Here is an 18,553-nt window from a genome sequence, read left to right on the forward strand (position 1 = left end):
TTTAATTTTCTCCTTTCTCAAGGCGCTTTGCCTGAATAACAAAACGAGTACTGCTGTTTCCCGTACAAGTTGACATAGTAATCACTTTATCGTCTTTGTCTGCTTCGGCATCTAATTGTAATTCTGACGCTGACTTCATAGATTTTAAATACTCGGCAAACTGTTCATCTGCCATGCTGAATAAAGTATACGTTTCTCCCGTTACTGACGCAGTATGAACCGAAAAGATTTTATAACGCCAGGTATGTTTTGGTGTACAAATCCAGACATAAGGACTCGTCAGATTTGACTGCTCATGAAGCTTGCGAAATGTACCAAACATCGAGCCATTTCTCATATTATGACCATAAATAATGGTATTACAGTCCTCAAAATCGCTGCTGTTTGTATGCTCTAAGAAAATCGCACCATTCGCATTTCGCTGTCCTTCAAAAGTATAATGAAGGTAATGGTCATTGTCTGTCGTCTGTACAATCGGATAACTGATATCCAGTGTTTCAATTTCAATCCAGCCAACCACATCGGGATTTACTGCCTTTAACGCTTCAAAATCAATCTGTGGTCCTTGAGGTTCTTGAACCTCTTGAGCCTCTTCCCCCTCTTCTTCCCCTTCTGCTTCATCATTTTCTTTTGTCTCTTCTTTTACAGGACTTTCTACCGCATACTGTCTGATTTTATCATATTCATCCGTACCTTTTTTATACTCCAAATAAATCATGACCAGTTGATAAGCAGAAAACAAAAAGACTGCGGCTGCGATAATCAGGACCAAATTACGGATAATGCCTCCCATTCTGCCTTTTTTCTTCTCTTTTTTACTCATGCCTTTGCTCCAATCTTTATGATTATCCATTATAGCATAAGCGTTTTTAAAAAGAAAGTCTGGCAAAATCCGCCACTTTTTGCTACCATATCTATTAGAATTATATCTAAATGAAAGGTATTTCAAAACTATGTTAAAACAATTCACCAAATATGTCTCCCAGAATATGCTTGGTATGCTCGGCATGTCGCTTTATATTCTCGCAGACACGTATTTTATTTCAAAAGCAGTCGGTTCAAATGGTATCACCGCCCTAAACCTGGTACTCCCACTTTATAATCTCATTTTTGCAATTGGGGCAATGATTGGAGTGGGCTCTGCTATCCGCTTTGTGATTGAACGTGGAAAGAAGAATCCGGATGCAGACGGATACTTTTTCCATGCACTAATCTGTGCATTTTTTATCAGCTTAATTTTTGTCTTTATTGGGATTTTTCTTCCGGATAAATTAGTTGCACTGCTTGGCGGCGATGCCGAAATCATTCAGACCGGAACTTCCTATACACGGATTTTTATGTGTTTTTCCCCATTTTTTATGTGGAACCATATCTGCAACGCTTTTGTGCGAAATGATAAAAATCCATCCATCGCCATGGCTGCTACGTTATTCAGCAGTTTATTTAACATTGTCTTTGACTACATTTTAATGTTTCCTCTCGGTCTTGCTATGAAAGGGGCAGCTCTTGCTACCGGTTTTTCTCCGGTTGTCGGAATTTTAATCTGCTGTATTCACTTTTTTTCCAGGAAATCCACGATTAAATTGATTCCTGTCCTGCCGTCCATCAAAAAGCTGATTTATTCCTGTCAGGTTGGAGTTTCTGCCTTTGTTGGAGAAATTTCTTCGGGCGTTATTACAGTTACCTTTAATATGATTATCTTAAATCTTGCCGGAAATACCGGTGTTGCTGCTTATGGAGTCGTCGCCAATACTTCTTTGGTCGCTGTTGCACTGTTTAATGGAATTGCACAAGGGTCTCAGCCGCTTATCAGTCGCTCCTATGGACGAGGAGAAGAACAAAATGTCCGCTCCCTTTTAAAAATGGCTCTCACCACTGCACTTGGTCTTGGTTTTTTACTGATGATTTTTATTTTCTTTTCTGCACCTGCTGTCACCGCTGTCTTTAACAGTGAACACGATTTGCAGCTTGCTGCTTATGCAGACTCTGGCTTAAGATTATACTTTATCGGATTTTTATTTGCTGGAATTAACATCGTCGGAACTGCGGCCTTAAGTGCTGTAGAATCCGTTAAATATGCTTTTTGTGCCTCTATTTCACGTGGATTTGTTGCAACTATTTTCTTTGCCTTTGTGCTTTCTGCCTGCTTTAAAATGACCGGGATCTGGCTGGCATTTCCCGCTGCGGAATTTGCTACAATGTTTATCACTTTAAGTGGATTATTGTGTTTTACAAAGCAGAAAGGTGGAATGTATCATGCAAAAGACTGAGCCGTCAAACACAAACCCGACTTTAAAAGAACAAAAAGACCACGGAACCTTTTCTTTTCCCTGTGGTCTTTATGAGACTTATGATGATGAGAACTGGAACGGTGTCAAACACCACTGGCACGATGAACTTGAAATTCTTTATTTTATGGAAGGCGAATTTGAATTAGTCATCAATATGAATATTTACACCATCACAGATGAATGTTTTTATTTTGTAAATTCTGGTGAACTCCATTCTATTTTAGCAAAAACTTCTGTAAAAGAATCAGCTGTCGTTTTTCATCCGAGAATCTTAAATTTTGACAGTTATGATATCGCACAGAGCCGAATTTTACAGCCCATGATGAAGGGAGAGCTCTATTTTCCACGCTGTATTAAACCGGAACATCCTGTTTTTTCCAGATTAAAACAAGAATATCTTGAAATTGTAAATGCGTTTTATCAAAATGGATTTGCTCCAATCAACGAGTATCAGATGGTCACAAACGATTTAGCCTCCCAGCTGTTTATTCGTGCCGGTTTATTAAAAATCCTTGCCTTTTTAGAACAATATCAGCTTCTATCCGTAAAAGAGCATACGGATGATGATTATCGGGTTGAAATTATTAAAAATTCACTTGCTTACATTCATCAGCATTATGGTGAAAAATTTTATGTGCATACCCTTGCTCAAAATGCCGGCTTAAATGAACAGTATTTCTGCCGATTTTTTAAAAAATATATCGGCAAAACTCCTGTCGCCTATATCAATGAATACCGCATTGGGCGTGCCATTACTCTGCTTCAGGATACCCAGCGTCCGGTTATGGACATCTGTCTTGACTGCGGATTTCATAATCTCGGAAATTTTTTAAAAGAATTCCGAAAAAAAACCGGAATGACACCTCTGCAGTATCGAAAATCTTTTTCACAAACGCACAAGTCAAAATAACGTAGTTTTTCATCAGATATTCGTAGGACAAAATCATTTTTTGTCATTATACTATTACTTATCCGCATAAGTAATGAGCGAAACGAAAATTGATAAAAAAATCAGGAGGATACACGCTATGGAAAGAAAATGGTGGCACAATAAAGTTGCCTATCAGATTTATCCGAAGAGCTTTTATGATTCCAACGGCGACGGAATCGGTGATTTGCCAGGAATCACCTTAAAATTAGATTATTTAAAAGAATTAGGAGTAGACATTGTCTGGATTTCTCCAATTTACTCTTCTCCATTTGCAGACCAGGGATATGATATCTCTGACTACTATCAAATTGACCCTTGCTTCGGCACAATGGATGACATGGATCATCTTTTAAAAGAAGCCAAAAAACGTGACATGTATATCTTAATGGACCTGGTTGTAAATCACTGTTCTGATGAACATGAATGGTTTGAAAAAGCCTGTGAAGACCCTGACGGAGAATATGGAAACTTCTTCTATATTGAAGACCGCAAAGAGGGAGAACTTCCATGTAACTGGAGAAGTTATTTTGGAGGTCCGGTCTGGGAACCACTTCCAGGACATCCTGACAAGCAGTACATGCATGTATTTCACAAAAAACAGCCGGATTTAAACTGGGAAAATCCAAAAGTCCGCGAAGAAGTTTACAAAAACATCAACTGGTGGTTAGATAAAGGACTTGGCGGGTTCCGTATTGATGCTATCATCAACATCAAAAAGAAACTTCCTTATAAAGACTACACGGTAGACCGCGATGATAATTTAAGCTGTATCGACCAGATGCTTGCTGATGCAAAGGGTGTTGGTGAATTTTTAGGCGAAATGCGTGACAAAACCTTTAATCCTCATAATGCATTTACCGTCGGTGAAGTTTTTAATGAAAAAGACGAAGAGCTTCCGGATTTCATCGGAGATAACGGCTACTTCTCTTCCATGTTTGATTTTGCCGGCACTTCCTTTGGAAAAAGTGATAAAGGCTGGTATGCAAATACCCGCATTACTCCAGATGATTATAAAAAATGTTGTTTCCACTCTCAGAAAAGAATCGGTTCGATCGGATTTTTATCTAACATTATTGAAAATCATGATGAACCACGTGGTGTCAGCTATTATATTCCGGAAGGAGAGTGTTCCGACCAAAGCAAAAAAATGCTGGCTACATTATACTTCATGCTTCGTGGACTTCCGTTCATCTATCAAGGACAGGAAATTGGTATGGAAAATCTCGGTGTAATTCCTTTTGAAAAAGTTGATGACGTTTCCGCACTTGACCAGTACCATGTAGCAATAGAAGCCGGATACTCCGAAGAAGAAGCCCTAAAAATTATTTCCCTTTATAACCGCGATAATGCAAGAACTCCGGTTCAGTGGAATGCCGGCACAAATGCCGGATTTACAACAGGCACCCCATGGCTGATGGTAAACCCGAACTATACCCAGATTAATGTAGAAAGCCAGTTACATGATGACCATTCAGTTCTTTCTTATTATAAGAAATTAATCGCACTTAGAAAAGATCCTGCTTATCAAGAAACAATCGTTTATGGTGATGTCATTCCGTATCTTGAAGATACCCATAACCTGATGGCTTATTACAGAAAAGGAGACAAGACGCTTCTTGTTATCGGAAACTATCAGACACAAGAACAGACCATTGCTCTTCCAGCTCCATATAAATCCGTTCTCTTAAACAACTATAATGATGTTGTATTAAACGGAAACGAAGTAACACTTCATGGATATCAGGCTTTAATTTTAGAATTTTAATTTTTATTAAAAATGCTTCTCCCTGTGTTAGAATATCTTTATTCACACATAGCTCTAACCAGGAAGAAGCTTTTTGCGACAAAAGAAAGGAGTTTTTATATTATGAGAGAAAGTGGTATTTTATTACCGATATCCAGCCTGCCGTCCCAATACGGCATCGGCTGTTTTTCAAAAGAAGCTTATGAATTTGTAGACCAGCTGGCTTTGGCCAATCAAAAATACTGGCAGATTCTGCCACTTGGACCAACCAGTTACGGAGATTCCCCGTATCAGTCTTTTTCCACTTATGCCGGAAATCCTTATTTTATCGATTTAAATACCTTAATCGAAGAAGGCGTTCTGACTAAAAAAGAATGTGATCTTGCTGATTTTGGTTTGGATTCTCGTTTTATTGATTACGGAAAACTTTATAAAGCCCGCTACAAACTGCTTCGAAAAGCTTATGAAAGAAGCAATATTTCCCAAAATCCAGAATTTCGGACATTCCAGGAAGAAAATGCATGGTGGCTCGACGATTACGCCTTATTTATGGCTGTAAAAGGATTCTTTCAAGACGAATGTTGGGATAAGTGGCCGGAGGATATCAAAAAACGTTACGGATATGCCCTTGATTATTACCGGGAACAGCTTTATTTTGAAATTGAATTCCAGAAATACATGCAATTTGAATTTTCCATTCAATGGAAAAAATTAAAAACTTATGCAAATGAAAACGGTATCCGCATCATCGGTGATATCCCGATTTACGTTGCTTATGACAGTGCAGATACCTGGGCTCATCCGGAACTCTTTCAGTTAGATGAAGAAAATGTTCCTCTTGCGGTTGCCGGATGCCCTCCGGACGGGTTTGCCGCTGACGGACAGCTATGGGGAAATCCGCTTTATCGCTGGGATTATCACCGCCGGACCGGTTATACATGGTGGATGCAGCGTCTTTCTTACGCATTTTATCTCTATGATGTAGTCAGAATCGACCATTTCCGTGGCTTTGATGAATATTTCTCTATCCCTTATGGAGATACCACTGCAAGAAACGGTCATTGGGAAAAAGGTCCCGGAATTGAATTATTCCACCGTATGAAAGAAGTTCTCGGTGAACGTGACGTCATCGCAGAAGACTTAGGTTATGTAACGGATAGTGTCCGCCAGATGGTTTTTGAAAGCGGATTTCCAGGCATGAAAGTTTTTGAATTTGCCTTTGATTCCAGAGATACCGGATGTGCAGGTGATTACCTGCCACATAATTATCCGGTCAACTCTGTTGTCTATACCGGAACTCATGATAATGCGACTTTAATCGGATGGTATCAGGACATCCCAAAAGAGGGCAGAGAAATGTTACGCGATTATATTCATGATTATACAACTTCTGACCGCAGTCTGCACTGGTCAGTTATCTGCCGTGTTATGGGAAGCCCTGCACGTATCTGTATGATTCCAATGCAGGATTATCTGGGACTTGACAACACCTGCCGAATCAATACTCCATCTACTTTAGGAACCAACTGGAAATGGCGTCTCTTAGATGGAGAATTTACTTCGGATTTACAAAATAAAATCAAAAAATTAGTTCGGATTTATCAAAGAAACTAACTTTTACAAAGTGTTTAAACATGCAAAAACCGCAGTATCATTTTCTCTTGATACTGCGGTTTTCCTTATGCTACTGACCGATTATCTTGTTTTTTTTTGCATAGTGCTTCAAATTCTTTTAATTTCTGCCGTGCTTCTACACTTAAATCCGTTGGAACCAAGATTTCTACTTCTGCATACTGGTCTCCATGTACCGAAGCATCTTTCATCGATACAATTCCTTTTCCTCTTAAACGGATTTTCGTTCCGGATTGTGTTCCTGGACGAATCTTACAGATGACATTTCCATAAAGGGTCTTTACCATAGCCTCTCCGCCAAATACTGCGGTTGTAAACGGAACCTGAACTTTTGTATAGACATCCATTCCTTTTCGTTCATAGCCGGATTTTTCCATGACCGTTACTTTTAACAGTAAATCTCCTGCCTCAGCGCCTCCGCTTCCCGGGTGTCCTTTTCCTCTTAAACGGATACTCTTTCCGGTTTCAATTCCTGCCGGAATATGCACCTCCAAAGTCTGTGTCTGACCATTTTGTAAAGACAGGCGGATTCTCTTATCACAGCCAAATGCCGCTTCATCAAATGTAACGGTCACTTCTGCATTCAAATCCTCACCTTTTTGTGCGAAATCCGCTCCAAAACCGCCTCCAAAGCCATTTCCAAAACCGCCTTGATAGAAGCTGCTCTTGCTTCTTCTTCCACTTCTCTGTCCTCCATGGAACATATCCCCGAAAATATCCCCAAAGATATCCCCCATATCATCGGAATTAAAATGGTACGCTCTTTGATATCCTCCATTTTGATTTTGCGACTGATAAGTTCCGCCGCCGGCTCCCTCATCAAACGCAGCATGACCAAACTGGTCATATAATTTTCTTTTTTCTTTATCACTTAAAACAGAATATGCCTCTGTAACTTCTTTAAATTTTTTTTCAGCATCCGCATCGCCTGAATTTGTATCCGGATGATATTTCTTCGCAAGTTTTCGGTATGCCTTCTTAATCGCATTTTCATCTGCATTTTTCGACACTCCCAACACTTCATAATAATCTCGTTTTACAGCCATTGTTTCCTCCTCCTTCCGTTTTTTGTTCTATTTGTAATATAACACCAGTGTTTTTTTCTGTCAAGTTTCTTATTTTTATTTCACATTTTTTTCACAACTTTTCACTTTATCCCCCTAAACCTATTGACAAACTATGTTTTTAGTGGTACTATCTCGTTAACCAAAAACCAAGTAATTTAGTGGAGAATTAATTTATGGAAAATAAAAATACAACTGATGAAACATTTAACACCGTTATTGAACCACATAATCACAGAGCCATTATCGGCTTTGATAAAAACGGAATCCCAAAGGTTTTAGTACCGGTCAGCGGTCATACTCATAAACATATTGATGAAAACGGCAACGAATATGAACACAGCCATGAAGAAGTCTTTACCGAGGACTACAGGAAAGCGGTTTCTGCTTACCGCAAAACCTTTCCAACCAAACAGGATGTGCTTGATAATGTTCCAGACCCTGCTGTAAAAGAAATGATGCTTCGAATGGAACAGCTTGGATATGACACTGCATTTGACCGTTTTGATAAACAACAGCCACAATGTACCTTTGGTTTAAGCGGAACCTGCTGTCGTATCTGTAACATGGGTCCTTGTAAAATCACCCCGAAGTCTCCTCGCGGAGTCTGTGGTGCAGATGCCGACTTAATTGTCGCAAGAAATCTTCTGCGTGGTGCTGCTGCCGGTGCTGCCCAACACGGGATGCACGCCAGAGAATTGCTTTTAATGTTAAAATGGGCTGCCCAGGGCAAACTTGACCTTCCAATCATCGGAGAATACAAAGTACGCTCCATGGCAGAAGCCTTCGGAATCAAAACTAAAAAACGTACGTTAAAAAACATTGCAATTGACCTTGCAGATACTCTGCTTGATGATTTATCCAGAACCGAGCCGGATGAATACAAAGTCATTTCTGCCTGTGCAGCTCCAGAACGCCAGAAAGTATGGAAAGACCTTGATATTCTTCCAATCAGTGCTTACCACGAAGTTTTTGAAGCTTATCATAAAACCGGATGTGCGACAGATGGCGACTGGGAAAGTGTTATGAAACAGTTTTTGCGCTGTGGACTCGCTTTTACTTTTAGCGGGGTCGTTTCCACTTCCATTGCAACAGATGCCCTGCTCGGGGTCGGTGACCGTGTCACTTCCAAAGTAAATATCGGTGCCCTCAAAAAAGGCTATGTCAACATTGCAGTTCACGGACATCTTCCGGTTCTGGTAAAAGAAATTGTAAAAGCCGGACAAAGTGAAGAACTCTTAAACCTTGCAAAAGAAAAAGGAGCAAAAGGTATCCAGTTTTATGGAATCTGCTGTTCCGGTCTCTCCGCAATGTACCGCTATGAAGGAGTCATTCCTCTTTCTAATGCCGTCAGCGCAGAACTGGTACTTGGAACAGGTGCGCTTGACCTCTGGGTTGCCGACGTACAGGAAGTTTATCCGGCTATCATGGATGTAGCACGCTGTTTTAAAACAACGGTTGTTACTACTCATGATTCTGCCCGCCTTCCAGGTGCAGAACACATCGGATATGACCACCATCACTCCAATGTTGCCGAAACCAAAGCAATTGCAAAACGGATTGTCATGCGTGCCATCGAAAGTTTTGAAGCAAGAAAAGGCATTCCGGTCTTTATTCCAAAACACGAAGTGGAAGCAGAAGTCGGATTTTCTGTTGAATACATCTGTAAAAAATACGGCAGTTTCAAACCGATTGCCGACGCCATCCGCTCCGGCAAGATTCTCGGAGTAGTCAATATGGTTGGATGTAACAATCCAAAAGTCCTTTATGAAAAAGCAATCTTAGATGTCTGTGATGTACTGTTAAAAAATAACGTACTTATTATCACAAACGGATGTGCTTCCTTCCCTCTTATGAAAATGGGATACTGTCAGACTTCTGAATTTGCCTACAGTAAATGCGGGGATGGTTTAAGAGAATTTTTAAATCCGGATATGCCTCCCGTATGGCATGTTGGAGAATGTATTGACAATACCCGTTCTTCTGGTATTTTCGGAGGAATTGCCGGTGAATTTAACAAAGCACTCTACGAAATGCCATTTGCTTTTTCCTCACCGGAATGGTCCAATGAAAAAGGAATCGATGCCGCTCTTGGCTTCCGCTTAAACGGAATCAGCTCCTACCATTGTGTAGAAGCTCCAATTCACGGTTCTTCTAAAGTCATTGAGTTCTTAAAAGAAGGAACGAAAAAAACACTTCATTCTGCAATGATTGTCGATGCCGACCCTGTTGTACTTGGCGAAAAAATTGTCGCAGATATGAAAGAAAAACGAAAACAATTAGGAATTTACCGTCAATTAAAGGAGTATAACCATGAAATTCAAACGCTTACTTACATTTGCTTTAGCCGCTACACTTTCTTTTAGTGCTCTGACCGGCTGCGGTACCACAAATCCAGACTCTACCTCAGCCGCTGACACTACAAAAACAGACTCTTCAAAAACCAATATTACCTTAGGCTATCTGCCAATCACACATGCACTGGCTGTGTTTGAGACAAAAGAACTTTTAGATAAAAAATCAGACAGCGATATTGAAGTCACTCTTCAAAAATTCAGTTCCTGGACGGATTTAATGGATGCACTGAACTCCGGAAAAATCGATGGTGCTTCTGTTCTCGTTGAACTTGCAATGGGAGCCGTAAGTAACGGAATTGACTTAAAGGCTGCTGCTCTTGGTCATAAAGACGGAAATGTTGTCATCGTATCTGATGATATTTCAGATGTCCGTGATTTAAAAGGAAAAACTTTTGCAATTCCTTCTAATCAGTCCTCACACAATATCTTATTAAATGACATGCTTGCACTTGGCGACTTAAGTATTGATGATATCAATGTGGTACAGCTTGCTCCATCTGAAATGCCTTCTTCCCTTGCAAGCGGTTCCATTGATGGATACTGTGTTGCAGAACCATTTGGCGCACAGGCTGTTGTACAGGGTTACGGTCACGTATTATATGATTCCACTGATTTATGGCAGGATTCTATCTGCTGTGCACTCGTATTTAACGGCGGATTCCTTGATAAGAATAAAGAGGCCGCAGACGAATTTCTTTCTACATACAAAGAAGCCGGAAGTTTATTGGACGAAGGAATCGCAAAAGAAGTAGCTGAAAAATACTTAGGACAGGACGAAAAAACTCTTGATGTCTCATTAGAATGGATTCATTACGATGACCTTGACATCTCACTTGATGATTATGAACAATTAAGTGAAAAAGTAAAAGAATACGGAATCAACGATAATCCACCGTCCTACAATGATTTCATTTACCAGTAAATCAGTATCCAGATTGTGAGGACAAAAGATTATGTTAAAAAAGACAATACGAACGATTCTTTCTTTTGTGGTTGTAGTGGTGCTCTGGCAGACAGCCTGCACCCTCGCCCACACCAATGAAACCCTGTTTCCGTCTCCATATAAAGTATTACAGGCATTCATTCAGCTTTGTACGACCGGACTGCCGGGAAGTACTTCTTCTGTTATACTTCCTCTTCATATTGAAACCAGTCTTATTCGTTTTGCCATCGGTTATTTTTCATCTGCTGTTTCGGCAATTCTGCTTGGACTGTTACTTGGAAGTTTTCCGCGTGTATTTACCTTTATTAATCCGATTCTTCAGATTATCCGCCCGATTGCACCCGTTGCTTTCATGCCATTTATCGTATTCTGGTTTGGAATCGGTGATGTACCTGCAATTGTAATCATCTTTATCGCCGGATTTTTCCCAATTCTGCTCTCTGTTGTCAGTGCAGTTCAAAATGTCGATAAAATCTATTATAAAATCGCAGACAGCTTTGGTGTAAATAAAGTAAAAACATTATTTTGTATTATCTTTCCTGCCATTTTTACCCAGATTTCCAACGCACTTCGTCTGGCACTTGGAACTTCCTGGATTTTCCTTGTATCCGGTGAAATGGTTGGTTCTCAGTCCGGACTTGGTTTCCTGATTATGGATACAAAAAACTGCATGCGGTTTGACTCTTTACTTGCAACTATGTTAACTATCGGTGTCATCGGTTTTATCTTAGATGGATTTCTTCGGATAGCTGAGAAACTGATTCGTACAAAATTCGGATTTGGAGCGTAAAAAATGATAGATGTATCAAATGTAACAATTTCTTTTGAAGAAGAAAATCAAACTCATGTCATTTTAGATGATGTTTCTTTAAATATTGAAAAAGGGGAATTTATCTGCCTGCTTGGACCATCCGGCTGTGGAAAATCTACTCTCTTAAATGCAATGGCGGGATTTTTAAAACCGACATCCGGCGAAATCAAAATCGAAAATCAGATTGTTCAGAAACCTTCCATGAAATATGTCACCATTTTTCAAAATTATGGATTGCTTCCATGGAGAACGGTACAAAAGAACGTAGAACTGGGACTTGAGACCCAAAAATACAGTAAAGAAAAGAAAGCCAAAATTGCATCTCATTATTTAAAAATGGTTGGACTCGAACATGCTGCAAAAAAACGTCCGGCACAGCTTTCCGGTGGTATGCAGCAACGTGTCGCAATTGCCCGTGCCCTTGCCGTAGAACCGGATATTTTATTTATGGACGAACCATTTGGTGCACTGGATGCCATCACTCGAATGAAACTTCAGACAGACATTCTGGAAATTGCACAGGACACAAAAAAGACCGTAGTCTTTGTCACACATGATATTGAAGAAGCCGTCTTTCTTGCCGACCGAATTGTCATAATGTCCGCAAACCCCGGACGAATTAAGGCTCTCCTTACGGTACAGCTTCCAAAACACAGAGACCGTACTTCCAATGATTTCCTGATGATTCGTGATAAAGTCTACGAAATCTTTAATATGAAATCTCACGAAACAATTGAATACTATATTTAAAAAAGGCATTCGTTTTAATTATTTGTAAAGCATTCAAAAAAACCTCTCTGAGATTTCAGAGAGGTTTTTTACAAGCTGCCTAGCGGATTTGAACCGCCGACCTCCGCCTTACCAAGGCGACGCTCTACCAACTGAGCCAAGGCAGCCTGACTTGTGATATCACAAGCCGTTCATCACAATTACAGATTCTAGCAAAAATTGTTTGAAATGTCAATACTTTTTGTAATATTTCTTTTATTTTTTATGTTAATGCAAAGATTCTTTTATGAGTCCTCTCAATTAACGCGAATCCAGCGACAATTCTTTGATTTTGCCACGGATTCGCTGTAGTGCATTGTCAATTGATTTTGGTGTTTTTTCCATAAGTACTGCAATCTGCGTATAAGTCTTTCCTTCAAGATACAAATCCAGCACCTCGTTTTCAAATTCGCTTAAACATTCCCGAATTTTATTACGCATCTGCTCCGTATTTTCTCTGTCAATCACAATCGTTTCCGGATTCTGCTGGCTGAAATCAAATGCTTCTAAAAGTGGAGAATCGTCTCCACTTAAAGAGACATACGCATTGAGTGGTTTATGTTTTTTCCTTCCTGAAACTTCGATTGCCTTACAAAGCTGTCGTACTACGCAGAGATTTGCAAACGTTGAAAACAGCGTATTTTTATCCGGCTGATAATCACGGACTGCCTGAAAGAGTCCAATCATTCCCTCCTGAATCAAATCTTCTGTCTCTCCACCTGCTAAAAACATCGCATGTGCCTTTTTTAAGACCAGCCCCTTATATTTGTTGAGCAGATACGTTTCCACGCTTTGGTTACCATTACGAAGCTGTACAATTAATTCTTCATCCGTATATTGTTGTAAATCTTTCATCTTTTTATTTTCTTTACATTCTCTGTCTTACAATTTCAAACGCCAGAACACCTGCCGCAACTGATGCATTAAGAGAATCAATGTCTCCCTTCATAGGAATCGAAGCAATAAAATCACATTTTTCTCTTACTACTCTTGATACACCGTCGCCTTCATTTCCAATGACAAGACCAATTGCACCTTTTAAATCAAGGTCATACATATTTGTTCCACCCATATCTGCGCAGACAAACCACAATCCCTCTTTCTTTAAGTCTTCAATTGTTCTTGCCATATTGGTCACTCTTGCAACCGGTGTATAATTTAATGCCCCTGCCGAAGTCCTTGCCACTGTCGCAGTCAGCCCGACCGCACGGTTTTTGGGAATAACGACTCCATGTGCACCTGCCAGATTTGCAGTACGGATAATTGCTCCAAGATTATGCGGGTCTTCAATATTATCTAATAAAATAATAAATGGCGGTTCACCCTTTTCTCTTGCCTTTTCTAAAATATCTGATACCTCTGCATAATCATACGCAGCCGTCATTGCAATCACACCCTGATGTTTTCCAGTGTCAGACATCTGATCCAGGCGCTCTTTTTTTACAAAACGCACCATTGTATCATGTTTTTTTGCTTCTCGTAAAATCGTTCTTACCGGACCATCCTCACAATGTTCCTGAACAAACAATTTATCAATTACACGACCGGAACGAAATGCCTCCAATACTGCATTTCTTCCCTCTACTTTACTTTCCTGGAACTTCTCTTCCATCCGTTTCTCCTTTTTCAATTCCCTTTTTAATCAACTGTAACATCCGCTCCCACTGTTCGGTCAGATATAAATATCCCATCAGAGCTTCAAATCCGGTTGCTCTTCGATAATCAGACATAGTTGCATTTTTTGCCATCGTATAAGATTTCGCATTTCTGCCTCTCTTATAAACGGCAAGTTCTTCTTCCGTCAGATCCTCTTTTAATTTTTCAATGATTTCAGACTGCGCAGAAGCCTTTACCAGCTTACTTGCCCTCTGATGCAGTTTATTGACTTGTGCATTGCCTTTTTCTACCAAAACCGTACGAATAACAATCTCATACACGGCATCGCCGATATAAGCCAGTGTCAGTGGGGAATACGTCTTAATATCCGTATTCCCCAGTGCAAACAGCTCTTTTAAATAACTTAAGCTCGCTTCCATTGTACTCCTTCTCTGGTATCTTTTAAGATAATTCCCATATCTGCTAATTTGTCACGGATTTCATCTGCTTTTGCAAAATCTTTTGCTTTTCTTGCAGCCTGACGTTCTTCAATCAGCTTTTCTACTTCTTCATCTAACACTTCTTCCTTCTTATTTACAATCAATCCTAAGATATCACTTAACCCTACAATCTTATCAAATAAGAACTGTACAAATGCCTTTGTACTTTCCGCATCTGTGTTTGTGTTTGCAAGTTTTACAATTTCAAAAATAGCCGCAATAGCATCTGCAGTATTGAAATCATCTTCCATTGCTTCTTCATATTTTTCCACCAGCGCTTCTACTTCTTTCACAAGCGCAGTTTCTGCTTCTGCATACTCATTGCCCTCTGCTTTTTCCAAATAATGTTTTAACTGCTCTACGCAGGTTACAATACGTTCTAAGGCATTGCTGGAAGCTTCCATCAATTCTGCACTGAAATTTAACGGACTTCTGTAATGCGCATTGAGCATAAAGAAACGAAGCACCTGTAAATCATATTTCTCTCCTATTTCACGTACGGTAAAAAAGTTACCCAGAGATTTTGACATCTTACGATTGTCAATATTTAAAAATGCATTATGCATCCAATATCTTGCAAACTGCTTTCCATTACAGCACTCAGACTGTGCAATTTCATTTTCATGATGCGGGAATACTAAATCTTCTCCACCGGCATGAATATCAATTTCTTCTCCTAAATATTTCTTGGACATAACAGAGCACTCAATGTGCCATCCCGGTCTGCCTTCTCCCCATGGAGATACCCAGAATGGTTCTCCGTCTTTTTTCGGTTTCCACAATACGAAATCAAGAGGGTCTTCTTTCTGATTTTCACCGGATACCTGAATGGAACGAAAACCAGACTGTAAATCTTCCAGATTTTTATGAGACAGTTTTCCGTATTCTTTAAAATTCTTTACTCGGAAGTATACGGTTCCATTTACCTCATAAGCAAATCCTTTTTCGATTAAGGTCTGAATCATGTCAATCATTCCATCGATTTCCTGAGTCGCCAGCGGATGAGTGGTAGCCGGTTTTACATTCATATCTGCCATGTCTTTTTTACATTCTGCAATGTAACGTTTGGAGATTTCTTCCGCAGACACCCCTTCTTCAATTGCTTTTGCAATGATTTTATCATCTACATCGGTAAAGTTAGAAACATAGTTTACATCATAGCCTTTGTATTCCATATATCTTCTTACGGTATCGAATACAATCATCGGACGTGCATTTCCAATATGAATAAAGTTGTATACCGTTGGTCCGCACACATACATTTTTACTTTTCCTTCTTCAAGCGGTACAAATTCTTCTTTTTTCTTCGTCAGTGTGTTATAAATTTTCATAATTCGTTTTTCTCCTTTTCTTCTCTTATCTCCTGCAGCTGATATTCCATTCTCTGTAATTTGGATTTTAACGCTTCATTTTCTTTCTGTAAAGTACGAATATCTTCTAATACCGGGTCTGGCAAATGAATCTGATCCATATCGCTTCTCGGCACTTTTCTGTTTTCTCTTTTTACAATACGTCCCGGAACACCTACTACGGTACAGTTTGGCGGTACTTCTTCAAGTACGACACTTCCTGCTCCAATTTTTGAATTTTCACCAATCGTAAAAGAACCGATAACTTTTGCTCCTGCACTCACCATTACATTATCTCTTAACGTAGGATGACGTTTTCCGGTTTCTTTTCCGGTACCTCCAAGCGTAACACCCTGATATAAGGTAACATTATCTCCAATAATTGCTGTCTCTCCAATGATAACACCGTTTCCATGGTCAATAAACAGCCCTTTTCCAATCTGTGCCCCTGGATGAATTTCAATTCCGGTTTTTCTTGCCGCTCTTTGAGAAATCCATCTTGCAAGAAAATAATGTCCATTCTGGTAAAGTTTATGCGCTTTCCGATACTGAATCATAACACGAAAGCTTGGATATAAGAGCACTTCCAGCGGTGTCTTAATCGCTGGGTCTCTTTCCTGAATCACCTGGAATTCTTCTTTAATATGCTTGATAAATCCCATTTTCTTTCCCTTCTTTTTTGTTTATTCTTAAATTAACTCATAAAAAAATCCCTATATGACTTGTGCCATATAGAGACGAAATATTCCGCGGTTCCACTCTACTTGAGGATACATTCCTCCGCTTTTCTTCCTTTAACGCAGGATTACGGACAGGGATTAGCTGTCAGCTTCTGGAGGCACTTTCACACATTCCTTTTTAGAAGGCTTCCAGCCGATGACCCTCTTTCTCTGTAAAAAATTTCTGTGGTACTCTTTCCATTCATCGCTTTTTTATATCTTAAATTTATCTTAATCTGTCTTGTTCTAGTTTATTCATAAATGACAAATTTGTCAACCTCTATTTCACAGAACCACTTTTGATTTCACTCCGAAACTACTTTTGGATTCACTAGATGAAAAAACCGCAACGTTTTTTAAACGCCACGGTTTTTCTGTTTTTATAGCAATTTATTTTCCAAATTTTGATTAGCAGATACCCTGTGCCATCATAGCTTCTGCAACTTTTTCAAATCCGGCAGCATTTGCACCTACTACGTAGTTGCCTTCATGACCATATTTCTTAGCAGCATTTACCATGTTGTGGCAGATGTTAACCATGATTCCCTGAAGTTTTTCATCAACTTCTTCAAATGTCCAGCTTAAACGTTCACTGTTCTGAGACATTTCCAGAGCAGATGTAGCAACACCACCAGCATTTGCAGCTTTACCAGGTGCAAAGATTACACCATTTTCCTGCAGATACTGAGTTGCTTCTAATGTAGTAGGCATATTAGCACCTTCGCAAACTGCGAAGCATCCGTTAGCTACTAACTGTTTTGCATCTTCTAACTGTAATTCGTTCTGTGTTGCACAAGGAAGAGCTACATCTACTTTTACACTCCATACGCCTTTGCCTTCATGATATTCAGCGTTTGGTCTGTAGTTTAAGTATTCTGTTAAACGTGCACGTTTTACTTCTTTAATTTCTTTTAATGCTTCTAAGTCGATACCTTCTGCATCGTAAATCCATCCTGTGGAATCAGAGCAGGTTACTGGTTTTGCACCTAACTGATATGCTTTTTCAATTGCATAGATTGCAACGTTTCCTGCACCGGAAACAGCTACTGTTTTACCAGCAAGGTCTTTTCCGTTTAATTTTAACAGTTCTTCTGTTAAGTATAACAGACCATATCCTGTCGCCTGTGTACGAACTAAAGAACCACCAAATGTAAGACCTTTTCCTGTCAGTACACCTTCGTAAGAATCACGGATTCTCTTATACTGTCCAAACAGATATCCGATTTCTCTTCCGCCTACACCGATATCACCAGCCGGTACGTCTGTATCAGCGCCAATGTGTCTGGAAAGTTCTGTCATAAAGCTCTGGCAGAATGCCATAACTTCTCTGTCTGATTTTCCTTTCGGATCGAAATCAGAACCACCTTTACCACCACCGATTGGCAGACCTGTAAGGGAGTTTTTGAAAATCTGTTCAAATCCAAGGAATTTAATGATTCCAAGATATACGGATGGATGGAATCTCAGACCACCTTTGTATGGTCCGATTGCACTGTTGAACTGTACACGATATCCTTTGTTTACCTGTACATTACCTTTGTCATCAACCCACGGTACACGGAACATAATAACACGTTCCGGTTCTACAAGACGCTCTAATAAAGCTTCTTTACGATATTTTTCTTCGTTTGCTTCTACAACCGGTTTTAAAGATTCAAGTACTTCTTTTACTGCCTGATGAAATTCCGGTTCGCCTGGGTTTTTCTTTACAACTGATTCAATAACCTCATCTACGTATGACATGACTTTCTGTCCTCCTAATATTGATTCATTTTCGCTATTTGTAAACTCAAATTGATTATAAAACTCTCGGACAGATTTTGCAAGCTGAAATTTTATTTCTTTCAT

The 18,553-nt window shown here is 39.6% G+C and carries 16 protein-coding genes, 1 tRNA gene and 1 other annotated feature; of the genes, 8 read left to right on the forward strand and 9 right to left on the reverse strand.

The window, feature by feature from the left end; all coding sequences use genetic code 11:
* Position 1: 1 nt before the first annotated feature.
* Positions 2 to 823, reverse strand: coding sequence for a class B sortase (srtB, locus tag ACYQ2D_RS04720; protein ID WP_022304495.1), 822 nt, complete (start codon positions 821 to 823; stop codon positions 2 to 4).
* A gap of 130 nt (positions 824 to 953) precedes the next feature.
* Between srtB and ACYQ2D_RS04725 the strand changes: the two genes are divergently transcribed.
* From ACYQ2D_RS04725 to malQ, 4 genes are all read left to right on the forward strand, one after another.
* Positions 954 to 2,270, forward strand: coding sequence for an MATE family efflux transporter (locus tag ACYQ2D_RS04725; RefSeq protein WP_117457475.1), 1,317 nt, complete (start codon positions 954 to 956; stop codon positions 2,268 to 2,270).
* Positions 2,257 to 3,201 carry a helix-turn-helix domain-containing protein gene (locus ACYQ2D_RS04730; RefSeq protein ID WP_117457474.1) on the forward strand — a complete coding sequence of 315 codons (945 nt, stop codon included), beginning with the start codon at positions 2,257 to 2,259 and terminating at the stop codon, positions 3,199 to 3,201. The genes ACYQ2D_RS04725 and ACYQ2D_RS04730 overlap by 14 nt, the downstream gene beginning before the upstream one ends.
* Before the next feature lie 118 nt (positions 3,202 to 3,319).
* Positions 3,320 to 4,987, forward strand: coding sequence for an alpha-glucosidase (locus ACYQ2D_RS04735; protein WP_459784767.1), 1,668 nt, complete (start codon positions 3,320 to 3,322; stop codon positions 4,985 to 4,987).
* A gap of 99 nt (positions 4,988 to 5,086) precedes the next feature.
* A complete protein-coding gene (malQ, locus tag ACYQ2D_RS04740; RefSeq protein ID WP_459785306.1) occupies positions 5,087 to 6,580 on the forward strand; it encodes a 4-alpha-glucanotransferase in 1,494 nt (497 codons plus the stop codon).
* Between the two features lie 65 nt (positions 6,581 to 6,645).
* On the opposite strand, the gene ACYQ2D_RS04745 is transcribed toward malQ, so the two are convergent.
* The gene (locus ACYQ2D_RS04745; protein WP_118701467.1) at positions 6,646 to 7,644 is read right to left on the reverse strand and encodes a DnaJ C-terminal domain-containing protein; all 999 of its coding nucleotides are present in this window, start codon (positions 7,642 to 7,644) and stop codon (positions 6,646 to 6,648) included.
* Between the two features lie 194 nt (positions 7,645 to 7,838).
* On the opposite strand from ACYQ2D_RS04745, the gene cooS reads away from it, so the two are divergent.
* From cooS to ACYQ2D_RS04765, 4 genes are read left to right on the forward strand one after another with little or no spacing between them, the layout of a single operon-like run.
* Positions 7,839 to 10,028: an anaerobic carbon-monoxide dehydrogenase catalytic subunit gene (gene cooS / locus ACYQ2D_RS04750; protein ID WP_459784768.1), complete on the forward strand. Its 2,190-nt coding sequence runs from the start codon at positions 7,839 to 7,841 to the stop codon at positions 10,026 to 10,028.
* A complete protein-coding gene (locus ACYQ2D_RS04755; protein WP_022304502.1) occupies positions 9,976 to 10,941 on the forward strand; it encodes an ABC transporter substrate-binding protein in 966 nt (321 codons plus the stop codon). Before cooS ends, ACYQ2D_RS04755 begins: the two co-directional genes overlap by 53 nt.
* 31 nt (positions 10,942 to 10,972) lie before the next feature.
* Positions 10,973 to 11,752, forward strand: coding sequence for an ABC transporter permease (locus tag ACYQ2D_RS04760; protein WP_022304503.1), 780 nt, complete (start codon positions 10,973 to 10,975; stop codon positions 11,750 to 11,752).
* 3 nt (positions 11,753 to 11,755) lie between these two features.
* Positions 11,756 to 12,523, forward strand: coding sequence for an ABC transporter ATP-binding protein (locus tag ACYQ2D_RS04765; protein ID WP_022304504.1), 768 nt, complete (start codon positions 11,756 to 11,758; stop codon positions 12,521 to 12,523).
* 73 nt (positions 12,524 to 12,596) lie between these two features.
* Here ACYQ2D_RS04765 and ACYQ2D_RS04770 read toward each other — a convergent pair.
* The 7 genes from ACYQ2D_RS04770 to gdhA all read right to left on the reverse strand — a co-directional run bounded on the left by ACYQ2D_RS04770 (position 12,597) and on the right by gdhA (position 18,448).
* A tRNA-Thr gene (locus ACYQ2D_RS04770) sits at positions 12,597 to 12,669 on the reverse strand.
* Between the two features lie 133 nt (positions 12,670 to 12,802).
* A complete protein-coding gene (locus ACYQ2D_RS04775; RefSeq protein WP_022304505.1) occupies positions 12,803 to 13,396 on the reverse strand; it encodes a sigma-70 family RNA polymerase sigma factor in 594 nt (197 codons plus the stop codon).
* Positions 13,397 to 13,409: 13 nt separating this feature from the next.
* Positions 13,410 to 14,153, reverse strand: a complete 744-nt coding sequence (rlmB, locus tag ACYQ2D_RS04780; protein WP_117457468.1) for a 23S rRNA (guanosine(2251)-2'-O)-methyltransferase RlmB — start codon at positions 14,151 to 14,153, stop codon at positions 13,410 to 13,412.
* Positions 14,128 to 14,577: a Mini-ribonuclease 3 gene (locus tag ACYQ2D_RS04785; RefSeq protein WP_117457467.1), complete on the reverse strand. Its 450-nt coding sequence runs from the start codon at positions 14,575 to 14,577 to the stop codon at positions 14,128 to 14,130. The genes rlmB and ACYQ2D_RS04785 overlap by 26 nt, the downstream gene beginning before the upstream one ends.
* Positions 14,562 to 15,968: a cysteine--tRNA ligase gene (gene cysS / locus ACYQ2D_RS04790; RefSeq protein ID WP_117457466.1), complete on the reverse strand. Its 1,407-nt coding sequence runs from the start codon at positions 15,966 to 15,968 to the stop codon at positions 14,562 to 14,564. The genes ACYQ2D_RS04785 and cysS overlap by 16 nt, the downstream gene beginning before the upstream one ends.
* Positions 15,965 to 16,648, reverse strand: coding sequence for a serine O-acetyltransferase EpsC (epsC, locus tag ACYQ2D_RS04795; protein ID WP_022304509.1), 684 nt, complete (start codon positions 16,646 to 16,648; stop codon positions 15,965 to 15,967). The genes cysS and epsC overlap by 4 nt, the downstream gene beginning before the upstream one ends.
* A 68-nt stretch (positions 16,649 to 16,716) precedes the next feature.
* Positions 16,717 to 16,920: a binding site (T-box leader), on the reverse strand.
* Between the two features lie 193 nt (positions 16,921 to 17,113).
* On the reverse strand, positions 17,114 to 18,448 hold the full coding sequence (gene gdhA, locus ACYQ2D_RS04800) for an NADP-specific glutamate dehydrogenase (protein ID WP_117457465.1): 1,335 nt from the start codon (positions 18,446 to 18,448) through the stop codon (positions 17,114 to 17,116).
* Positions 18,449 to 18,553: the final 105 nt, after the last annotated feature.

The organism is Blautia stercoris (genome assembly GCF_054657695.1).